Annotated in this window: 16 protein-coding genes; 3 read left to right on the top strand and 13 right to left on the bottom strand. The window is 62.1% G+C overall.

Annotated elements, in window-relative coordinates:
• Positions 1-11 precede the first annotated feature (11 nt).
• From ACIQ17_RS03545 to ACIQ17_RS03510, 8 genes are read right to left on the bottom strand one after another with little or no spacing between them, the layout of a single operon-like run.
• Positions 12-962: a hypothetical protein gene (locus tag ACIQ17_RS03545; RefSeq protein ID WP_398465443.1), complete on the bottom strand. Its 951-nt coding sequence runs from the start codon at positions 960-962 to the stop codon at positions 12-14.
• A 24-nt stretch (positions 963-986) separates the two neighbouring features.
• Positions 987-4292, bottom strand: a complete 3306-nt coding sequence (locus ACIQ17_RS03540; protein WP_398465441.1) for a carboxyl transferase domain-containing protein — start codon at positions 4290-4292, stop codon at positions 987-989.
• A gap of 36 nt (positions 4293-4328) precedes the next feature.
• Positions 4329-6044, bottom strand: a complete 1716-nt coding sequence (locus ACIQ17_RS03535) for an AMP-binding protein (RefSeq protein WP_398465439.1) — start codon at positions 6042-6044, stop codon at positions 4329-4331.
• Positions 6045-6065: 21 nt separating this feature from the next.
• On the bottom strand, positions 6066-6947 hold the full coding sequence (locus ACIQ17_RS03530; RefSeq protein WP_398465437.1) for an ABC transporter permease: 882 nt from the start codon (positions 6945-6947) through the stop codon (positions 6066-6068).
• Positions 6947-7900, bottom strand: coding sequence for an ABC transporter permease (locus ACIQ17_RS03525; protein ID WP_398465435.1), 954 nt, complete (start codon positions 7898-7900; stop codon positions 6947-6949). Before ACIQ17_RS03525 ends, ACIQ17_RS03530 begins: the two co-directional genes overlap by 1 nt.
• 52 nt (positions 7901-7952) lie before the next feature.
• Positions 7953-9506 (bottom strand): ABC transporter substrate-binding protein, encoded by a 1554-nt coding sequence (locus ACIQ17_RS03520; RefSeq protein WP_398465433.1) that lies wholly within the window; start codon positions 9504-9506, stop codon positions 7953-7955.
• The gene (locus tag ACIQ17_RS03515; RefSeq protein ID WP_398465431.1) at positions 9497-10543 is read right to left on the bottom strand and encodes an ABC transporter ATP-binding protein; all 1047 of its coding nucleotides are present in this window, start codon (positions 10541-10543) and stop codon (positions 9497-9499) included. Before ACIQ17_RS03515 ends, ACIQ17_RS03520 begins: the two co-directional genes overlap by 10 nt.
• Positions 10543-11592, bottom strand: a complete 1050-nt coding sequence (locus tag ACIQ17_RS03510; RefSeq protein WP_398465492.1) for an ABC transporter ATP-binding protein — start codon at positions 11590-11592, stop codon at positions 10543-10545. Before ACIQ17_RS03510 ends, ACIQ17_RS03515 begins: the two co-directional genes overlap by 1 nt.
• A 361-nt stretch (positions 11593-11953) precedes the next feature.
• Between ACIQ17_RS03510 and ACIQ17_RS03505 the strand changes: the two genes are divergently transcribed.
• Positions 11954-12760 (top strand): GntR family transcriptional regulator, encoded by an 807-nt coding sequence (locus tag ACIQ17_RS03505; RefSeq protein ID WP_398465429.1) that lies wholly within the window; start codon positions 11954-11956, stop codon positions 12758-12760.
• Between the two features lie 509 nt (positions 12761-13269).
• Here ACIQ17_RS03505 and paoC read toward each other — a convergent pair.
• From paoC to ACIQ17_RS03480, 5 genes are all read right to left on the bottom strand, one after another.
• Positions 13270-15459: an aldehyde oxidoreductase molybdenum-binding subunit PaoC gene (gene paoC / locus ACIQ17_RS03500; RefSeq protein WP_398465427.1), complete on the bottom strand. Its 2190-nt coding sequence runs from the start codon at positions 15457-15459 to the stop codon at positions 13270-13272.
• Positions 15460-15462: 3 nt separating this feature from the next.
• Positions 15463-16413, bottom strand: a complete 951-nt coding sequence (locus ACIQ17_RS03495; protein ID WP_398465424.1) for an FAD binding domain-containing protein — start codon at positions 16411-16413, stop codon at positions 15463-15465.
• A complete protein-coding gene (paoA, locus tag ACIQ17_RS03490; RefSeq protein WP_398465422.1) occupies positions 16410-17054 on the bottom strand; it encodes an aldehyde dehydrogenase iron-sulfur subunit PaoA in 645 nt (214 codons plus the stop codon). The genes ACIQ17_RS03495 and paoA overlap by 4 nt, the downstream gene beginning before the upstream one ends.
• Positions 17055-17209: 155 nt before the next feature.
• Entirely contained in the window at positions 17210-18106 is an 897-nt protein-coding gene (locus ACIQ17_RS03485) for a LysR family transcriptional regulator (RefSeq protein ID WP_398465420.1), read from the bottom strand.
• Between the two features lie 714 nt (positions 18107-18820).
• Positions 18821-19315, bottom strand: coding sequence for a MarR family winged helix-turn-helix transcriptional regulator (locus tag ACIQ17_RS03480; RefSeq protein ID WP_398465418.1), 495 nt, complete (start codon positions 19313-19315; stop codon positions 18821-18823).
• Positions 19316-19468: 153 nt separating this feature from the next.
• Between ACIQ17_RS03480 and ACIQ17_RS03475 the strand changes: the two genes are divergently transcribed.
• Positions 19469-20746, top strand: coding sequence for an amidohydrolase/deacetylase family metallohydrolase (locus ACIQ17_RS03475; protein ID WP_398465416.1), 1278 nt, complete (start codon positions 19469-19471; stop codon positions 20744-20746).
• A gap of 39 nt (positions 20747-20785) precedes the next feature.
• Positions 20786-22084: xanthine dehydrogenase family protein molybdopterin-binding subunit (locus ACIQ17_RS03470; protein ID WP_398465414.1), on the top strand; the 1299-nt coding region annotated here is incomplete at its 3' end.

Raw genomic sequence — 22084 nt, 5'->3', positions numbered from 1 at the left:
GGCCGAATTGGTCAGATTGCCGTTTCGTATAGCGCCGCGTGCTCTGTCCGATACGGTCCGTATGACTCTTTCAACGTCGCGAGATTCAGCAGCATCGTTGCCACAAGCCGCTCGCTGGCGTCGCGCACCTCGGTGCGGACCCAGAGGCTTTCGGTGCGCTTGCTACCGGATAGCGCCACCACCTTGCGCTGAACGCGATAATCCTCGCCGACGAAGAGTGGCCCCGCGATCACACGGATCTCCTGATCCGCGAATAGGCCGACAGCCGGTCCCTTCACCGGCAGGCCGTCCTGCTTGCTCGTGTGCTGGAACAGCACGCTCAGCATTTCCATTGGGATGATGGCGCGTCGCCATGGCGTGTCGCTGCCGCTGTAATAGCGCGACGGTTCGGTGATGACTTTCAACTTCTGCGCCAGCGAAAATGGATAAAGGTCACCCATATGCTGGTCGAGATTCATCCGCACTGTCTGCGGCGCCGTGGTCATGCCGATAGTGACATCGCGGAGGATGACCGGATCGGCCAGCGGCTTCAACTCGGTCAGTCGCAGATCGAGCGCGGACGGCGACGCATCGCCGCCGACCGATGCGCTGCCGCGCAAAATCTCGGTGCCGTCGCGGTTGATCATGCGGATCGCCGCATGGCGCGCGCCATCCGCGGGCTTCTCGATGATCGCCTGCACCTCGTCGCCTTCATAGGCGGCATTGCGATAATGCGCGGAGATGCAGCCGCTCTCGAACCACGCATCGCCCCATAGGCGTGCGCCGAGCGGCGCGAACTGGCTGAAATGGGTCGGGCCCTCGATGGTCCCGCCTTTGAAGCCAAGTTTCTGTGCCGTGGCATCGTCATGGATCGAGGCATGCGAGTCATAGGTCTGTGCGTTCAGCATTTGCCGCGGCTGACGCCACGGGCCATGCAGCGCGCCGTCGCTGTCCTGGATATCGGTCTCGAATGCAGTCGTCATCGCATCACTCCAAATAGAGATTGGTCACCAGGTATCGACACAGGGACGCTTGCGCGTACCGCGCGCCGGTGGCACTGGCACCGACCGCAGGCCAGCCATGATCCAGCGCCGCGTTTCCGCGGGATCGATCACATTGTCGATCTCCATGACCGAGGCGATCGAAGTGGCTTTGCCATTGGCATAGAGCTCGGCGACCTTGTTCTTGTAATAGGTCTCGCGCTCCACGGGATCGGCGATCGCCTCCATCTCCTTGCGGAAGCCAAGCCGCACATAGCCTTCCAGCCCCATGCCACCGAATTCGCCGGTCGGCCAGGCCGCCGTGAAGAAGGAGGCGTGGAAACCGCCACCGATCATGGATTGTGCACCGAGCCCATAACCCTTGCGCAGCACAATGCCGAATAGGGGCACCGTGATGCTGGCACCGGTAACGAACATGCGCGCCACATGCCGCACGATCGCGGTCTTCTCCGCCTCCGGCCCCACCATGAAGCCTGGCGTGTCGCAGAGCGAGACGATGGGAATGTCGAAGGCATCGCACAGCTGGATGAACCGCGCCGCCTTGTCGCCGGCTTCCGCATCGATGGCGCCGCCGAGATGTTTTGGATTATTGGCGATCAAGCCGAACGGCTTGCCCTCGATCCGGATAAAGGCAGTGATCATGCCGATGCCGAAATCGTGACGGATTTCCAGCACGGAGTCTTCATCCGCGATCAGATCGATGACATTGCGGATGTCATAAACGCGCAACCGGTTTTCCGGAATTGCACGGCGCAGCAGGCGCTGATCGGCGGCTTTCCACTCGGTCACCGCTCCCTGGAAATAGGACAGGTATTTTTGCGCGACGGTTGTCGCCTCTTCCTCGTCCTCGACCAGAATATCGACGACGCCATTTGGCGACTGGAATGAGACCGGGCCGACTTCGGCCGGATGATAGACGCCGAGGCCGCCGCCTTCGATCATGGCCGGGCCCCCCATTCCGATGGAGGCGTTCTTGGTGGCGATGATGACGTCGCAGCAGCCGAGCATCGCCGCATTGCCGGCAAAGCAATAACCCGACACCACGCCGATCACCGGCACAAGTCCGGAGAGTTTCGCGAATTGCACGAAGGACGGACCATCGAGGCCGGTGAGGCCGAGGCGATCGGTATCGCCGGGCCGACCGCCGCCGCCTTCGGCATAGAACACCAGCGGCAACCGCCATTGCTCGACCAGCGTCAGCATGCGGTCGATCTTCTTGTGGTTCATATGGCCTTGGGTGCCGGCCAGCACGGTATAGTCATAGGAGATCACCATGCAGCGCGCCCCGTGATCGCCGAATTGCGCGGCATTCACGGTGGCGGTGCCGGCGATGAGGCCGTCGGCCGGGGTGTTCTTGATGAGATCGTCGATGGACCGGCGACGGCGCTGGCCCGCAATGGCGAGGCTGCCATATTCCATGAAGGAGCCGTCATCGACGAGCTGCGCGATATTTTCGCGCGCTGTGCGCTGATTGGTCTTGCGCCGCCGCTCCACCGAGGCCGGACGGTTCTCGTCATAAGTGTTGGCCTGCCGTGCCAGCAGTTCTGCAAGATCGGGCCGAATGTGATCGAGATCGATCGCCGCTTCCTCGGTGACGGCGTCGCCGGCGACATCCTGCGGTTCGAGATAGAGGATCGCTTCGTTCTGCATCAGCGTGACGCCATCAGCCGCGGCGATGTGCGTGACCCGGCCACCCTGCCCGGCGGTGACGAGATGCTCCATCTTCATGGATTCGATCACGGCGAGCTGCTGGCCCGGCCGCACGATATCGCCCTCCTTGATCTGGATCGCCACGATGGTGCCTTGCAGCGGCGCGGCGACAGCGATGCTGCCTTCTGGCACCGGTTCAGAGACCGTGGTCGACGTGTGCTGCGCCGTGGTGCCGTTCGATTCGAACAGCGACGAAGTCATCCCTTGTGCAGCGCCGACGAGATCGGCGACATGGCGATCGATGAAACTCGTGCTGACGCGATTGGCGCGGAAATCACCATGCGCGAGGATCGCCTGGATAAAGGGAGCATTGGTGGCGACGCCCTCGATGCGGAATTCGCGCAGCGCCCGCGTCCCCTTCGCCACCACATCGGCAAAAGCCAGCGGCGTATGCACGATCACCTTCGCCAGCAGCGAGTCAAAGGCCGCGCTGGTGCGATAGCCGGCATAACCGAATGTATCGACGCGCACCCCCGGCCCTGCTGGCGGCTCGAACACCGCGAGCGTGCCACCGGTCGGTTGCGTCGCGCCCGATGCATCCATGGTCTCCATATTGATACGAAGCTGCATGGCGAAGCCACGCGGCTTCGGCACTTCGGCCTGATCGAGATGCAGTGAGGCCAGCGTGGCACCATCGGCCACCGCGAGCTGCGACCGCACCAAATCGATCGCCAGCACTTCCTCAGTCACCGTATGTTCGACCTGCAGGCGCGGATTGGCTTCGATGAAAGCAAAGGCGCCATCGCCCTCCCCGGCCTCACCATCGACCAGGAATTCGAACGTGCCGAGGCTGTCATATTTCGCCTCGCTGGCCAGTTGCCTGGCCGCCTCGACGATACGATTGCGCAACGCATCGGTAAGCGACGGGCTCGGCGCGATTTCCACCAGCTTCTGGTTGCGGCGCTGGATGGTGCATTCACGCTCCCACAAATGGCTGACATGGCCGTGGCGATCGCCGATGATCTGCACCTCGATATGCCGGGCATTGCGGATCAACCGCTCGGCATAGACGCCGTCATAACCGAAGGCCGCCTTGGCCTCAGACTGGCAGCGTGCATAGGCATCATCGAGATCGGCGGCGCGCTCGACCACGCGCATGCCACGACCGCCGCCGCCGGCCATCGCCTTGATCATGACGGCGGCACTATCGCCAAGCGACGCGAAGAATGCCTTGATCTCTTCCAGTGTCGATGGCCCGGCGGTGCCGGCGATGATCGGTACGCCGCAGCGTTTGGCCAATTGCTTGGCAGCCACCTTGTCGCCGAACAGCTTCAGGTTTTCCGGCGACGGGCCGACAAAAGTGATGCCCTCCTCCGCGCAGCGCTGCGCCAGATCGGCATTCTCGCTAAGAAAGCCATAACCGGGGTGCAGCGCGTCGCAGTCGGCTGCCTTGGCGGCAGCAATGACACCCTCGATATCGAGATAAGCGCGCGCACCGCGGCCGGGGATCTCCTGCGCCTCGTCGGCGATGCGTACATGCAGCGATTGCGCGTCATCGGCCGGATAGATGGCGACCGTGGCGAGGCCCGCATCGGCGGCGGCGCGCGCGATACGGATGGCGATCTCGCCGCGATTGGCGATCAGCAACTTACGAAAGGACATACGCGTCTCCGACTTTTTGCGCCAAGGTCGCGCCGCTCACAGCGGCGCGTTGGCGTTGAGTTCTTGTTTTTTGACCTTGCCGGTGGCGGTCATCGGCAATGCGTCGATGATGCGGACCTCCGGCACTTTATAGACAGCCATACGTTCCGCGCACCACGCCTGGATTTCGCCCGGCGTAGTGTTACCGATGGCTTCCGGCTTAAGCTGGATATAGGCGACAGGCACCTGGCCCTTGTCGGCATCGTCGCGCCCCACCACGCCCGAGCCAAGCACCTTCGGGTGCTGGCCGAGCAGCGCCTCGATCTCCGGCGGGAACACACTCATCCCCTTGACCTTGAGCATCTCCTTGCGGCGACCGAGGAAGTGTAAAAAGCCCTGTTCGTCGATGGTGCCGATATCACCGGTGCGCAGCCAGCCATCAACCAGCGACTCTGCCGTCGCCTGCGGCTTGTTCCAGTAGCTCTTGAGCAGCGACGGCGTGCGGACGCGGATCTCGCCCTCGCCACCGAGCGGGACCAGTTCGCCGGTCTCGAAATCCGTGATCTTGAACTCGGCGCCGGGCACCGGCAGCCCAACAAAGATCGGCTGCGACAACAGATCGAAATCGTTGTCCTGGAAGCCCGCAACGAATGTATTCGAGGTGTGGGTCTCGGTCATACCCCAGGAGGCTTCGGCCAGAATGATGCCGGTGAGATCCTTCCAACGCTTACGGTAGTCCGGATTGAGCTTCTTCACGAAGGAGACGACCCGGACCTGATTGAGCGAGGACAGGTCGAAATCCTTGAAGCGCGGATGATCCATCAGCTCCACAGCACCATCGACCGGCATCGCCGTGATGTTGACCTTGTAACGATCGATCGCCGACAGTGCGCCGACCGCATCCCAGCGCGCGAGCAGCACCAGAGTTGCACCAGCGAAAAGCGGAAAAATCAGGCCAAAATTCTCGCCGGCGATCCAGAATTCCGGGAAGAACGACAGGTAGACGCTGTCCTCGCGGGACACGACGGAGATGCCGTGATTGGCTGCGGCAGTGTAGACCATGTCGCGCTGGGTATGCACGCATCCCTTCGGCATGCCCGTGGTGCCGCCCGTATAGTTCAGCGCAGCAATGTCATCGAGATCAGCCGGCGGCAGCCGCTTCGGTTCGGGCAACGCAGCCAGCGCCGGCAGCAGATCAGTCGCGCCGGGAACGGCGATGCGCGGGCCGCGGATGGACTCCGGCACCGGAATGGTGGGCTGATCCGGAATGACATCAGCGAAGGATGTCACGATCACCTCGCGCAATTTGGTCTCGCCGCGAACCTGATCGACCACAGGCGCGAGCTGATCCAGCGCCACGATGACTTCGGCATCGGTGTCATTGAGCTCGTAAGCCAGCTCGAAGGCGCGCGAGAGCGGGCTGACCGGCACATGAATGGCGCCCAACTTCAGAATGCCGAAGAACACGATGTGGAATTGCGGGCAATTCGGCATGAACACGGCGACGCGGTGGCCTTTTCGTACGCCCTTCTCCATCAACAGCGCCGCGAAGCGATCGCTCTCGCGATCGAGATCGCCATAGGTGGTGACATGGCCGTAAAAGATCACCGCAGGCTTTTCCGGCTGCCGCTTCGCCCAGGCGCGCAGATACTCGGTCAGCGCCACTTCGCCATGAATGTAATTCGGCTTGGTCGGCGTCCCCTTCGGCCAAGCCTTGGCCCACAGGTCATGCAATCTGGCGAGATAGTCGGCTTCGTTGAGCTTTGCGGTCATCACCGTGTTCCCCGGCTTTTGTCAGTTACGTTTCATTGTTGGATCGAGGGCGACGCGCAGCGATTCACCCAGAGTGTTGAAGGCCAGAGCCGTGAACAGGATGGCAAGGCCGGGCGGATACATCTGCTCCGGCGCGATCTCCATGTTCTGATAGGCGCGTGCCAGCATCGACCCCCAGCTAGGATCCGGCGGCTGAATGCCGAGGCCAAGAAAGCTGAGGCTGGCTTCGGCGAGCAGTGCAGCTGCCAGCAGCAAGGTAACCTGCACGATGACCGGCTGGATCGCATTGGGCAGGACATGTCGCCACAGGATGCGTGTCGTCGAGCCGCCAAAGCAGCGGGCAGCATCGACATAGAGCTCGTTTCGCACCACCAGCGTGCGCGCGCGGACGAGCCGCGCCAGTTGCGGCGAGAACACGATGCCGACCGAGATCATGCCATTAGTCAGACCGATGCCGAGCGCACCGGTCACAGCAATTGCCAGCACGATAGCCGGGAATGAGAGGAAACTATCGATGATACGGCTGATGACCGTATCCACCCAACCGCCGAGATAACCGGCCACTACACCCACGGGCACGCCGATCAGCACTGCGATGGCGACCGCAAGAAAGCTGGCATAGAGCGATGCCATGCCGCCATAGATCAAACGGCTGAGCGTATCGCGGCCGAGATCGTCGGCGCCCAACCAGTGCTGCGCCGACATGGTGGCCAACGAGGCATCGAGATCCTGCGCGGTCGGTTTATAGGGCGAGATCCATGGTGCCAGCACCGAGATCAGCATCAGCGCTAGAAGGAAGCCAAGGCTCACCGCCCCACGGATATCGGTCAGGAGCCAGCGGCCGAAGCCGGCGAGACGACGCGGGCGCCGCGGCTGCGGCATGGTCAAAGCGGCATCGGTCATCATGAAATCCTCGGATCGAGGACGCTGTAGAGAATGTCGGTCAGCAGATTGAGGCTGACGACGATCAGCACCATGGTGAAGACGACGCCCTGCACCACCGGGAAATCGCGATTCATGGCGGCATTGACGATCAAGCCACCCATGCCGGGAATGGCGAACACCGCTTCGACCACGACGGTCGCCGCTAGCATGCGGTTGGCCAGCAGGCTGACCACAGTCAACAAATTAACGCTGACATTCTTCAAGCCGTGTCGCCATAGAATAGAGGATGGCGGCAATCCCTTGGCATGCAGCGTCCGCACCTGTTGCGACGACAGGATCTCGACCAGTGACGATCGCAGTTGCCTCGCCACTTCGGCAATACCGCCGGAGGCCAATGCAACCGCCGGCAAAATGGCGTGGCTGAGCGCACCCCACGGATCCTTCAGCAGCGATGCCGCGCCGGTTGCTGGCAGCCAGTTCAGCTGCAACGCGAAGAACGCCACCAGCAGCATGCCGAGCCAGAAGTTTGGTACAGCCACCCCGAGCGAGGCAATCGCCATCACGGTGCTATCGATCCATGAGCCAGGCTTGGTCGCTGCCGCAATGCCGAGCGGGATGCCGACGATAAGCGCGATCATCAATGCCAACGTAACGATCAGCAGCGTGTGCGGCAGACAGCGCTGGATCGAGGTCAGCACGGCCTCGTTGGAGATCAGCGAATTCGAGAGGTCGCCATGCAGCGCCTTGAACAGCCACGCGCCGTATTGCACCAGGAACGGCTGATTGAGCCCATAGATCTCGCGAATCTCGGCGATGCGCTGATCGGACGCATTGTCGCCCGCAAGCGTGACCGCGATATCGCCCGGCACCAGCTTGAGCAGCCCGAACACGATGAAGGTGGACAACACGATCACCGGAATCGCCTGTAACAGGCGACGACCGACGATACGGAGCCGTGCTGAATGTCTCATAGAGCAGATCACTCCGGAGGATGGAGCCGCGCCAAGGCGCGGCCCCGTCGCGTTATCCGAGGGAGATGTTTGCGAATTTCGGCTTGCCGAGTAGATTGGGCTTGAAGCCCTTGACCTTGGCGGACAGCGCATCGAGCTCGAACTGGAACGCCAGCGGCGCCGATAGTGCGGTCTCCACCGTAATCTTCTGGATCTTGGCGAAGACCTCCGCACGCTTGGCCAAGTCCTCGCTCTCGCGGCTCTCCTTGATGAGCTTTGACAGTTCGGGATCGGCAGTGCGACCGGCATTGTAATAGGCCCCCTGATCGAAACCGAGCGCATAAGTCATGCTGGGATCGGGACGACCGGTCCAGGCCGAGACGAGCAGATCGAACTTCTTCTCGGTAGCAAAAAACTGGGCGCTGATTTCGGCGATGGTGCCGCGGGTGAATTTCAGGCGGATGCCGGCCTTGCCGAGTTGCTCCTGGATCACCTCGCCGCGACGCACCGAGTCCTGATCCGTGTAGCCACCGATGGTCAGCTCCAGCCCATCCTTGAAGCCGGCTTCCGCAAGCAGCTTCTTGGCCTTCTCGGGGTCATGCGGATAGGTATTGGCGACAGCCTTGTTGAAGGCCCAGTGCGAACTTGGCAGAGTCATCCGGGCGGGCTCGCCGAGGCCGCTCAACGTTGCCTTGACGAAGGCATCGCGATCCAGCGCGAAATTGATCGCCTGCCGGACCTTCACATTGTCGAGCGGTGCGCGGGCATAGTTGAAGTAGAGCTGCACGCAATACAGCGTCGGAGACGTCACCGTCTCGAGATTCTTGGCGCGCTCGATCACCGGCTTGAGGCGCGCCGGCAGCTGGAACGCCATATCGTTCTGGCCGGCGACCACCGAACGCAATGCCGTGGCATTCTCGGTGATGATGTTGAACTCGATACCGTCCAGATACGGGCGGCCCTTACGCCAGTAGTTTTCATGGCGGGTGACGACGATGATCTCGTTGTCATTCCACTTCACGAACTTCCACGGCCCTGCCCCGACCGGCTTGCGATCGGTGTCGTTGCCGAGCGCCTTGATATTGGTCGGCGACACCATCATGCCGGCACGGTCGGACAAGATCGCCGGCAGCGCGGTATCTGGGTTCTTCAGTTTCAGCGTCACCTGCAGCGGGCCCGTCACCTCGACCGTGTCCACACTCGACAGATCGGGCTTGACGTTCGAGCGCTGGTCCGAGCGACTGCGTTCGAGATTGAACTTGACCGCTTCGGCATCCATGGCCGTGCCGTCATGGAATTTGATGCCGTCGGTGATATCCAGCACCATGGTCTTGGGATCAGGGAATGCCCATTTCGCCATGCCGGGCTTCGGCTTCAGCGTGTCGTAGTCCCATTCCACCAACGTGTCATACATGGTCCAGAGGATGCTGTGATCAGATCCGGCGCCGCCAGTGGCGGGATCGAGCGACGACGGATTGGCGGGAGCGCCGACCTTCAGCACGCCGCCTTTCTTCGCTTCCTGCGCAAAAGCCGGCATGCCCAGCGCGCCGGCGGCAGCAACGCCGCCCATCAGCGCCAGAATGTCACGACGACGCAATTGCCGACTCCCGAGATCGATCACACGCATGCTGTTTCTCCCAATGGCAATGACGCGTTTGGCGTCTTCTGATTATTCGGTGGTGGCCCATCGGCCGTGGCAAAGTGGCAGGCAACGCGATGCCCGGATTTGACCTCGCGCCATTTGGGGATTTCTGCAGAACAGCGCGGCTGAACTGATGGGCAGCGCGTGCGGAAGCGGCAGCCGGAAGGTGGCGAGACCGGGCTCGGAATTTCGCCTTCGAGAATGATGCGGCGATCGACGCGCAGATGCGCCGGCAATGGGACGGGCTCGGCCGACAGCAGCGCGCGCGTATAGGGATGCAGCGGACGCTCGACCACGTCTTCCGCCGGACCGAGTTCCATGAGCTTGCCGAGATAGGTCACTGCGATGCGATCGGAGATATGTGACACCACCGAAATATCGTGGGTAATGAAAACGTAAGTCAGACCGAATTCGCGCTGCAGGTCGGCAAACAGATTGAGCACGTCGCCGCGAATGGAGACGTCAAGCGCAGCCACCACCTCGTCACAGACAATCACTTTCGGCCGCAGCGTCAGCACGCGGGCGATGTTGACGCGTTGCTTCTGGCCACCCGAGAGTTGGTGCGGATAGCGATCCGCCGCTTCGGATGACAAGCCGACACGTTCCAGCACCTCAATGCCCCGGCGACGGCGCGATTCCGCATTGCCCTCCCGCATGATTTCCATCGGCTCGACGACGCTGTCGATGATGGTCATGCGCGGATTGAGGGCGGCATTGGGGTCCTGGAAAATGATCTGATAGTCGCGTCGATGCTTGCGGAATGCACCTGTTCCGAGCCCCGCGGTATCGGTCCCGTCATGCAGTATCTGACCTTCGGTCGGCGGCAACAGCGACACCAGCGCACGGCCAAGCGTGGTCTTGCCAGAACCGGATTCGCCGATAATGCCGAAGGTCTCACCGGCCTGCACGTCGAAATCCATGCCGTCGATCGCCTTGACCGTGTCGCGGCCGTCGCGGGTCGGGAACAGGATACGCAGATCGCGAACCGCGAGCACGCCGTGATCTTTACTCTGCGGTGCCATCAGTTCACCGCTCCCGGCAGTTCGAGTTCGGGTGCGCGCCAGCAGCGCGCAGTGCGCAGCGCGTTGGTCTCGACCATCGCCTGCTCGCGTTCGCAGCCGGCGGCCGCATGCTTGCAGCGGGCGCGAAACCGGCAGCCCGCGGGCATAGCATTGGGCGACGGCACGCGGCCAGGGATCGACGCCAGAACACCACGGCGCTCGCTGAGGCTCGGCAACGAACGCAGCAGGCCCGACGTATAAGGATGGCGCGGCCGCATCAGCGCGTCGTCCACCGGCGCGTCCTCGACCACCTCCCCGGCATACATGGTGATCATGCGCGTGCATGTCTCCGCGACGACGCCGAGATCATGGGTGATGAAGATCAATGCGGTTCCGGTGCGCTCGCTGAGAGAGCGCAACAGATCGGTGATCTGCGCCTGGACAGTCACGTCGAGCGCCGTGGTCGGCTCATCGGCGATCAAAAGTTTTGGCTCGCAGATCAGTGCCATCGCGATCATCACGCGCTGACGCATGCCGCCGGACAGTTGATGCGGATATTCATCGCAGCGCCGCTCCGGCGCGGGAATGCCCACATCGCGCAACGCCTGGATCGCGCGCTCGCGCGCTTCCGCCTGGCTGACAGGGAAGTGAATGCGATAGGCTTCAGCGATCTGGTCCCCCACCGTGAACACCGGATCAAGCGCACTCATCGGCTCCTGAAAGATCATCGCGATCTCGCGGCCGCGAATGGCGCGCAGTTTTCGCGGCGACAGCGAGGACAAGTTAACGCCGTTGAAGATAATCTCGCCTTCGATGCGCGCGGACTGCGGCGGCAGCAGCCGCAACAACGACAGCCCCGTCACGGTCTTGCCACAACCGCTCTCACCGACCAGACCGACACGCTCGCCCGGCGCGATAGTGAAATTCACATTCCGTGTGATCGGCAGTGCTCCGCGCGCCGTGGCGAAGGACAGCGACAGATTGCGCACATCCAGCAAAGGCTGAGCAGACGCGGCGGCTGCCTCGCTTCGGCGCGTACCCGGATCAGTTGCCGTCGAGATGTCGGCCATGCCCATCATCGCGACATCAATCGGCGTGTGAATGAAGATGACTTTCGACGGGCGCCACGCCTTCCGCAGGACAGTAGCGCGCACATGAAAGACCGCCAACGCAATGCGGCTGAAGCGTAATCGGCTGGATAAAAGCCAGCACAGGCGTTGCTGCCATCGTTACCTCCCTGACGTCCCGATCTGTCGCCGGGACTTCGTGTCGCGCATCCAGCTTCGTGCCGGTATCGTTTGCGCGACGATGCACCGATGAAAGGTCACCGATTGTCAATTGTCAACAATTGACTTCCGCGGTACGAAGAGATTGTTGTCGCATGACCCGCGGGCATTCCGCGATCCGGAACGATTTGCGAAGGAGAACGTCATGGCCGCGGTACTTCGCACGCCATCGACTGAACAAGACCGCGGGAGTGAACGCAGATTTGCGCCGCGCACATTGCCCGACCAGGTGGCCGAAGAACTCGGTGCCGAGATTGTGTCCGGCCGACGCAAGGCCGGCGAGCGTCTGGTCGAACTCGATCTGGCACGCGATTTCGGCGTCAGCCGCGGCCCCATCCGCGAAGCCATCCGTATCCTTGAGCGCCGCCGCCTCGTCGAATTGCGGCCGCGCCGCGGCGCTTACATCAAACCGCTGTCGCTGAAATCGGTGGCCGATCTGTTCAATGTGCGTACCGCATTGTCGATGCTGGCCGTGCGCACCATGGCGACCACGCCGATCGAAAGTTATATCGACACCTTCGCCCGCCGCAGCGACGAACTGAAAGCACTGATCGAGGTCGACGACCCCATCGCCTTCGCACGCACAATGACCCGCGCCGTCAAGACGATCGCGCGCGGCTCGGGCAATGAGCTGCTGGTGGAGTTGCTAACCGATCTCGCCAATCACACAGTCTGGACCACGATCTGGAAAACCCCGCTCGATTACCAAAACAGCGACCTCCGCCGCATGAGTTCGGACTTCATTGCAGCCACGCTGAGGGCGATCCGCCAACGCAAGCCGAATGCCGCGGTCAGCAATCTCGGTCAACTGCTGGAAGGCGACCGCGACCGCGCATTGGCCACGCTATCGCGCCTTCGCGGCGAAAACCTAATCCTGAATGCGCTATCGCGTGACGATCAACAGAATAGCGTGACGACAGAATATGTCCTCGCCTCTCCATTATCGGCGTAGGAGCGCCGCCCACCGCGACTTCCACGTTCGACATCCGGGAAGACGATGCGAGAACGTCCGCTTTGCACCAGATTGGACATCAAGCTAGTGACGGGCAACGCACCAAGACGTGCGTCGTTTCCAACCTTCGCTGTTCTTGCGCGGCTCCGCCTAACTCCCGATCGCTCGGCTTCGGTTAAATCCGCCATCTCCGAGGGCGTGAAATTCGCGTGGCCGAGCGCGCGCATATTCCTGTCCGTGTCACAGGATTGATGTTCTCCTCTTGCGGCAGCGATTGTCCTCCTAGTTAGGATCATCCCTCATCGCCGCCATTGCTCAGCACCTTGACAATGACTACGGCACATCGGGCGGCGACTTAACCGCAGGCTGTCGCTTCCGGAACTGCGCCGCAGCTTCGCTGACGATCATAGCGAGCCGCCATGCACAGCATCATGAGTTTCACTAATGGGCTCCACGAGCAGCGCGGAAGCCACCGTCGCGCGGGACGACAGTGGCTCTGGCCGATGGCGTCAGGCCGCTGGCATGTGCTCGAGCAGCTTGTCCAGCGTGATCGGATAGTCCCTCACACGGACGCCGGTTGCGTTGTAAATCGCGTTGGCCAGCGCCGCGCCGACGCCGCAGATGCCGAGCTCTCCGACTCCTCTGGCCTTCATCGGCGAGGAGATAGGATCGGTTTCATCTAGGAAGATCACTTCCTGATGCGGGATGTCCGCATGGACAGGAACCTCATAGCCAGCAAGGTCGTGATTGACGAAAAATCCGCGTCGGGTATCGACGGCCAGTTCCTCGGTCAACGCCGCGCCCACGCCCATCGTCATCGCACCGATCACCTGACTACGCGCCGATTTCGGATTCAGGATACGGCCGGCCGCGCAGACAGCGAGCATCCGCCTCACGCGGCTCTCCCCGGTGAAACGGTCCACCGCTACTTCGGCAAAATGACCGGCGAACGTCGACTGCTGGTATGTTTTGGACAGATCACCGTATTCGATCGCATCTTCCGCCAAAAGCTCGCCGTCCCGTGCTGCGTCGGCGAGACCGGCGCTGCGATTGCCGGCTTCTACTTGGCCGTCCGAGAACGTCGCGTCGGCCGAGTTGAAGCCGAGCTTCTGCGCCACGGCCTCCCTCATTTTAACGCAGGCGGCGTATACGCCAGCAGTTGAGTTATTCGCCCCCCACTGACCACCAGATCCGGCAGATACGGGGAAATCGGAATCGCCGAGCTTGACGACGACGCGATCGAGGCCGACGCCCATCATCTCGGCGGCCGTTTGTGCGATGATGGTGTAGGTGCCCGTGCCGATGTCGGTCATGTCGGTCTCGACCGTCACGATGCCCCGCTTGTCGAGGCGCACGCGCGCGCCGGATTTGGTGAGCTGGTTATTCCGGAATCCGGCCGCCATGCCGATGCCGACCAGCCACTGTCCGTCGCGCACGGATCCCGGCTTCGGGTTGCGTTGGCTCCAGCCGAAACGCTCGGCTCCGAGCCTCAGGCACTCGACGAGCTGACGCTGCGAGAACTTGCGCCCCGGCTTTTGCGGGTCTTCCTGCGTGTCGTTGAGGATCCGGAATTCGATCGGATCCATCTTCAGCTTTTCCGCCATCTCGTCCATGGCGATTTCCAGCGCCAGGAGACCGGGCGCCTCGCCCGGCGCGCGCATGGCGTTGCCTTCCGGCAGATCGATTTCCGCAAGCCGCATGGCCGTCAGTCGGTTCGCTCCGGCGTAGAGGAGTTTTGTCTGATTGACCGCGGTCTCCGGCTTACCTTTCGGCAAGTTGCCCGACGTGCTTTCATGAGCGATCGCCGAGATCTTGCCGTCCGGCGTTGCGCCGATCCGGATGCGCTGGATGGTAGCCGGGCGGTGCGTTGTGTTGTTGGCGATCAGGGCACGGCTGAACACGACCTTTACCGGCCTCCTGGCAGCGCGGGCACCCAGTGCCGCGAGAACCATGTCCGCGCGCACGAACAGCTTGCCGCCGAATCCTCCGCCGATATACGGCGAGTCCACGCGGACATTTTCCGGCTTCAGACCGAGCGCCTTGGAAATGTCGCGCTTGGCCCAAGCGATCATCTGGTTGCTCGTCCAGATCGTCAGCTTCTCGCCCTGCCAGGACACGATCGACGCGAACGGCTCCATCATCGCGTGGCTTTCGTCGGCCGTCGTGTAGGTCTCGTCGAGCTTAACGGACGCTGCGGCGAAGGCACCTTCGAATTCGCCGATCCGTTGCTCGCTTCCCTTGACGATCGGCGCCCCAGGCGCTGCCTCGGCGAGATCGAACTCGCCGGGCGCGGCGCTGTATTTGACCCGGACCAGTGCCGCCGCCGCACGCGCCTGTTCGAATGTCTCCGCCACGATCAGCGCGACGGCCTGATGGTAGTGCTGAATGTCAGCGCCACCGAACAGGTTGGCAGTGTTCATCGGTCCGTTCGGGAGCGGAGACGCATCGAGGGTCGTCACCACCGCGACGACGCCGGGCGCGGCCTTCGCTGCCGAAACGTCGATCGCCTCGATGCGTCCTTTGGCGATCGCGCTGCCGACGACGTGGCCGTAGGCCTGATTTGGCGCGACGTCATGGCGCTCGGCGGCATATGGGGCCCGTCCCGTCGTCTTGAGCGGTCCATCGATGCGGTCAGTCGCGCGACCGACGACCTTGAGTTGGTCGATGGGATTGGTGGTGGCGGGAGTATCGAATTTCATGGCTCAGCCTTTCGCTTCGGCGAGGACGGACGCAAGCGTGCGTTCAACGAGCGCCAGCTTGAACTTGTTGTCGTGAGCGGGCTTGGCACCATCCATCAGCCGGGCCGCGGTCGCCCTTGCACCGCGCGGCAATTCGGCTTCTGCCGCTTCCACGCGCCAGGGCTTGTGTGCAACGCCGCCGACCGCAACACGTCCGGTGCCGTCCGGCTGCACGATCGCGCCGATCGATACCAGCGCAAATGCATACGACGCGCGGTCGCGGACCTTCCGATAGATCTGCTTGCCGCCAACTGGCTTGGGCAACGTCACCGATGTGATGAGTTCGTTAGGCGTGAGCGCCGTTTCGATATGCGGCGTGTCGCCCGGCAGACGATGGAAGTCGGCAATCGGGATCGAACGCGTCTTTCCGGAGGGATCGATAGTCTCAACGGTGGCGTCGAGCGCCCGCATGGCGATTGCCATGTCGCTCGGATGGGTCGCGATGCAAGAATCGCTGACGCCGATGACACCGAGCGTGCGCGTCACCCCGCCGATCGCCGAGCATCCGCTGCCAGGCGTGCGCTTGTTGCACGGCATGTTGGTGTCGTAGAAATAGGGACAGCGCGTCCGCTGCAGCAGATTGCCCGCGGTCGTTGCCTTGTTTCGTAACTGGCCCGACGCGCCAGCGAGCAATGCCCGCGACAGCAGGCCATAGTCGCGGCGCACCCTCGCGTCGGCGGCAAGCGCCGTGTTGCGGACCAGAGCGCCGATCCGGAGGCCGCCTTCCGTGGTAGATTCGACCGTGTCGAAACCAAGCCCGTTGACATCGACCAGGTGGGCGGGCGTCTCGATCTCGAGCTTCATCAGGTCGAGAAGATTGGTACCGCCAGCGATGAACTTTGCGTTCGGCTTGGTGGCCGCGGCCTGGGCGGCTTCGGCCGGGCCCTTGGCCTTTTCATAGGTGAAGGATCTCATGCGCGCCTCCCGGCGACTTCGGTGACAGCTTCGACAATGTTCGAATAGGCGCCGCAACGACAGATGTTGCCGCTCATGCGCTCACGCAGTTCGACCTCGCTGAACTGGGGCGCGTCGGTCAGGCTGGCGCTGACATGGCTCGGGATGCCGGTCTTGATCTCCTCGAGCACCGCAACGGACGAACAGATCTGACCGGGCGTGCAGTAGCCGCACTGATAGCCGTCGTGCTTGATGAAGGCGGCCTGCATCGGATGCAGGTTCTCCGGGGAGCCGAGCCCTTCGATGGTGGTGATCTTGCTGCCTTCATGCATGACGGCGAGCGTCAGGCAGGAGTTGATGCGCTGACCATCGACCATGACGGTGCACGCGCCGCACTGTCCGTGGTCGCAGCCCTTCTTCGTGCCAGTCAGGTGGATATGCTCGCGCAACGCGTCGAGAAGCGTGGTCCGGTTGTCGAGCGCCAGATCCCGCGCCTGGCCGTTCACCTCGAAGGTGACTTTGGTGGGTGGAGCGAGCGCTTCGGTCGGGATCGGTTGGGAAGACTGAGCGCCGGCGCGAGACGGTACTGTGGAGGCTACGGCTGATGCGCCGGCTACGATCATGAGATCGCGCCTGGACATCTCCAGGACGGATTTCTGCATATCTGGACCTTTCATCGAACGGTGCGCTTACGGCGCCGGATTAGAACCGTTTGAAGGCCAGATTAGTTTCGCGGTGCAGCAGCGGAATAGCCGCCGTACACCGCATGAACTTATATCGTTATTTCATCAATACTGCGTGCTTCTGTCGCGGACACTCATGGACCGCGGTACCGCAATGCTTCAACCAGCAAGGAAAACGCTGCAGTCGGCTGTCGTCGGCTGGGATAATAGAGAAAGTAGCCATCGAACGGCGCGCACCACTCGTCGAGCACCGTAACCAGACTACCGTCGCAGAGATGATCCTTGACCGTGTCCTCCATCACGAAACCGAGACCAAAACCGGCCGCGGCCGCCTTGGCAATCATCGCCGTGTTGCTGAAGACGAGAGAGCCATCGACCCGCACCTTCGTCTCACGCCTTCCCTTCTGCAGTTCCCAGGCATACAGGCCGCCTGATGTTGGAAGTCGCAGATTGATGCAAGCGTGATCAGAAAGGTCCTGCGGATTACGGGGCTTCGCACAGCGAGCGAAATATGAAGGGGCGCCGACAACAACCATGCGGAGCTCGGGCCCGATCTTCACCGCGACCATGTCCTTGGCGACTGATTCTCCCAGCCGCACCCCCGCGTCGAAACGATCCGTCACGATGTCCTTGAAACCCGCATTGACATCAATCTCGAGTTGGATGTCCGGATATTTCGGCAAAAACTTTTCGAGTGCAGGCCACAGGATCGTGTTCACCGCGTGATCCGATGCTGTGATGCGGATATTTCCAGCCGGCTTCTCGCGAAGCTCCCGCACGCTTGAGAACTCGGCGGAGATATTCTCTAGCGCAGGCGACAACGTTTTGAGCAAACGCTCACCAGCGTCGGTCGGCGCAACGCTGCGCGTCGTTCGCGTAAGCAGTCGCACCCCGAGACTGGTCTCAAGGCGCCGGATTGTGTGGCTAAGCGCGGACTGCGAGGTTGCGAGCTTCACGGCGGCGCGGGTGAAGGATTGCTCCTCGGCAACGACCATGAAGGCGTACAGGTCAACCAGATCTTCTCGGCGCACTCATGAACTCCGAATATGACCTCATGCCGATTATATCGAATAACCCTTCAATCTGGTCAGGACTATTCTTAGGCTATCGGTACTTTCCGCCGGAATTACAATGACAACGAAGTGAACGGCAGACACCGCGCGTCGCACAACTGTCCTCTCTGAGGTGCCGATGCGGCACCTCGCGTCCGGGACGGATACGTTCGGCGTGTGCTGCAATTTTTGAGGACGCCGACCACCGGATTGCAGTCGCAGCGTCAGCTGGTGGAGATGCAGTAACGTCCGCTTTCCGCTATGAGCGGACATCGTGATCGTCCTGCTTGGAGAGCGCAGAGTGGAATGAGCGACTACCGAGTGTAGAAGTTCCGGCGTTCTGTTGCCGTGAATTTCTGGCGTTGCGCGCGTGACAAGTCGCCAGATCAAGCCGTTGAACCGGGCTCGCGGGACCCTGCTGGCGCTCCGTTTCGGCGCGACGTTCAGACTTTTCTCCCTCTCCTCGTACGGCTCGTTACTTGAACCGCCGCCATTGCGAGCGGTCGACGTAACGACATCGCCCCTCGTCACGACCCCATAGCTGGTTCGGAACAACTTTATGCAACCGTCGGCCAAATTTCTTGATGGCATTGTACGGCACCTATTGACCGCCTCCCGATCTCGCTGCTGCCTCCCTGCCTGAATTGATGACAGAGGTGACAACTTTTTAGTCATTCTAAACGCAGATCTACGTCATTCTGGTGAGAAAGAATCCCCCAGATCTTCCGCGTGCACGGTCACGATGCGCTGCATCATGGCGACCAGGTGCTCCTGTTCCGGTCGGCTGAGGGGAGCGAGCGTCTGGCGATGGGCCTCACGCGCTGCACCTTCGATCCGGCTGAGCAACGAAACGCCGGCAGGTGTCAGCTTGCAGACACGCGCGCGGCGATCGTCGTCACTCACCGGCCGCTCCACCAGCTGACGCGCTTCCAGCCGCTTGAGCGCGCCGGTCGTGGTCGTACGATCCAGAGCAATATCAGCAGCTAAGCTGGTCTGATCGGCCGTTCCGCGCACCGCTAGCGCCGACAGCAAGCTGTATTGTAGCGGCGTCATGTCGAAGCCTGCACACGCCTCCTGGAAAAGGGCGACGTGGATCTGATGCAACCGGCGGATCAGGTAACCGGGCCGTTGCTCCAGCGGCCAGGGTTTGTGCGTGGCAGCACCACGCGTCGTTTTCTTAGCCGACAACTCGCATCTCCGATGGCCGACTCGCGCCGGCAAATTGCGTTTGATCAATCTTGGCACACCCCTTGCTTTAGTCAAATACGAAGCATGCTTCGTATTTTCGGTACGTAAATGCCGGACGGGACGAACTAAGCGCCAGGAATTTGGAGACTGATCATGTCCGTTACTGCCTCATATGACACTCTGCTGCGCGGCGGCCGCGTCATCGATCCCGCAGCCGGCATCGACGGCATGAAGGATGTCGCCATTCGCAACGGCAAGATCGCTGCAGTTCAGTCCGACATTCTACCGACCAGCGCGCGTGAGGTGATCGACGTCACCGGCAAGCTTGTTCTGCCGGGCCTGATCGATACGCATGGTCATGTGTTCCAATATGTCTCCGGCCGCTTCGGCATGAATCCGGACATGGTGGGCGTCCAGTCCGGCGTCACCACGCTGATCGATCAGGGCGGCCCGTCCTGCATGACGCTGCCGGGCTTCCGTCATTTCATCGCAGAGCCGGCGAAGTCGCGCGTCTATGCATTTCTCTCCGCCTATCTCGTCGGCGGCCTCGAAGGCCACCTCTATCCCAATCTCTACAGCCCGGACTGCGTCGACATCGATGCGACCGTGAGGTCTGCCGTCGCCAATCCGGATCTCGTGAAAGGCATCAAGGCCCATGCGGAAATCGGCGGCTTCGCGCGATGGGGCATCCGCGTCATCGAGATGGCGGCGGAAATCGGCAAGCGCTCCAAGCTGCCGGTCTATGTGCATTTTGGCCAGCTCTGGGGCCTGCCCGAAAGCGGCAACAATGGCGAGGACGTCGACACGATCCTCGAGCGCGTGATCCCGCTGCTCAAGGAAGGCGATGTGCTGGCGCATCCGTTCACGCGGCATCCCGGCGGCTTCGTCAATCGCGAGGGCGAGGTGCATCCGGTCATCCAGGCGGCAATCGATCGCGGCCTCAAGGTCGATGTCGGTCATGGCAGCCACTTCTCCTATCGTCTGGCGAAGAAGGCGATCGCCGCCGGCATCGTGCCGAACACGCTCGGCGCCGACATCCATGGCTACAACACGCATATGCCCGCGCCTGCCGGCACGCCGGAAGAGCATGAGGATGACGAGAACCACCCGTTCAAGGGCCAGGCGAAGTTCAGCCTGGTGCAGGCGATGAGCTCGATGATGGCGCTCGGCCTGACGCTCGAGCAGGTGGTGCCGATGGTCACGGCGAACCCGGCCCGGATGATCGGCATGTCCGACCAGATCGGCTCGCTCAAAGTCGGCTTCGACGCCGACGTCTCGGTACTCTCGCAGGTGCCGGGCAAGTTCATCCTGCGCGACAACGAGGACACCAAGACCGTCTCGGACGGCCTGTTGCAGCCAGCCTTCTGCCTGCGCGCCGGCACCCGCTACGACGCCGTTGCACCGATCCTGCCCGAAGCCATCGCGGCCTGAGGCTTGCAAGTCAGATCGGAAGATACCGGGAGTTCGTCGATGCGCAACGAGCGTGACATCGCGCCAGCCAGCCCTGCCTCAAGGCAGGGTGTGGGCGCACGCGTACCCCGTAAGGAGGACGATCGCCTGATGCGCGGCCGCGGCCAGTTCGTCGGCGATATCCGGCTGGCCGGATTGCAGGACGTCGCTTTCGTGCGCAGTCCCCTCGCCCATGCGCGGATCAAGGGCATTCATGTTCCGGAACGCTACCGCGACGTGGTGTTCACGGCCGAGGATCTGGTCGGCATCAAGCCGATCCGCGCGGTGACGTCGCTCAATGGCTTCAAGGTCTCCGATCAACCGATCCTCGCCACCGGAAAAGTGCGCCAGGTGGGCGAGCTGATCGCCATGTGCGTTGCGCCGACGCGTGCGGAGGCAGAAGACATTGCGGCCTCCGTCACGCTCGATCTCGAGGAACTGCCCGCTGTCTATGACATGCGCAAAGCGCTGGAGCCCGGCGCACCGCTGCTGCACGAGCACTGGGGCGACAACGTCTTTCTCGAAAGCTTCTTCGAGACCAATATCGACTCCGCTTTCGACGCCCCGATCAAGGTGACGCGCGAAATCTCGACCGCGCGGCAATGCATGTCGCCGCTCGAAGGCCGGGGTGTCGTCGCCACTTACGATCATCGTCTCGATCAGCTCACGCTCTATTCGGGAAGCCAGATGCCGCACATCGTGCGCAACGGCCTGTCCGATTGCCTTGAGATGGATCAAGGACAGATCCGGATCGTCTCGCCGGATGTCGGCGGCGGCTTCGGGCATAAAGGCATTTTGCTTCCGGAAGAAGTCTGCCTGTCATGGCTGACCATGAAGCGCGGTTTCCCGGTGCGCTGGATCGAGGATCGCCGCGAACACCTCACCGCCGCAGCGAACTGCCGCGAGCATTTCTACAAGATCACCGTCTATGCCGATCGCGATGGCACGCTGCGCGGCATCGATTGCGAGGCGCTGGTGGATTCCGGCGCCTACTCATCCTACCCATTCTCCGCCTGCCTTGAAGCCGCGCAGGTGGTCAGTATCCTGCCCGGCCCCTACAAGATGCCGGCCTATCGGTGCCGCACCTTCTCGGTTGCCACCAACAAATGCCCGATCCTGCCCTATCGCGGCGTCGCGCGCACCGGCGTCTGCTTTGCACTCGAACTGATGCTCGATCTCGTCGCTGCGGAAGCAGGCCTTGAGCCCGGCGACGTTCGCCTGCGCAATCTGCCCGGTCCGGAGCAGATGCCGTTCGACAACATCACCAAGAAGCACTTCGACAGCGGCGATTATCCCGAAGCGATGCGCCGCGCGCTCAAG

It is taken from the genome of Tardiphaga sp., from assembly GCF_044340795.1.
Lineage (GTDB): Bacteria > Pseudomonadota > Alphaproteobacteria > Rhizobiales > Xanthobacteraceae > Tardiphaga.
This window is presented reverse-complemented; position numbering and strand designations above follow the sequence as displayed.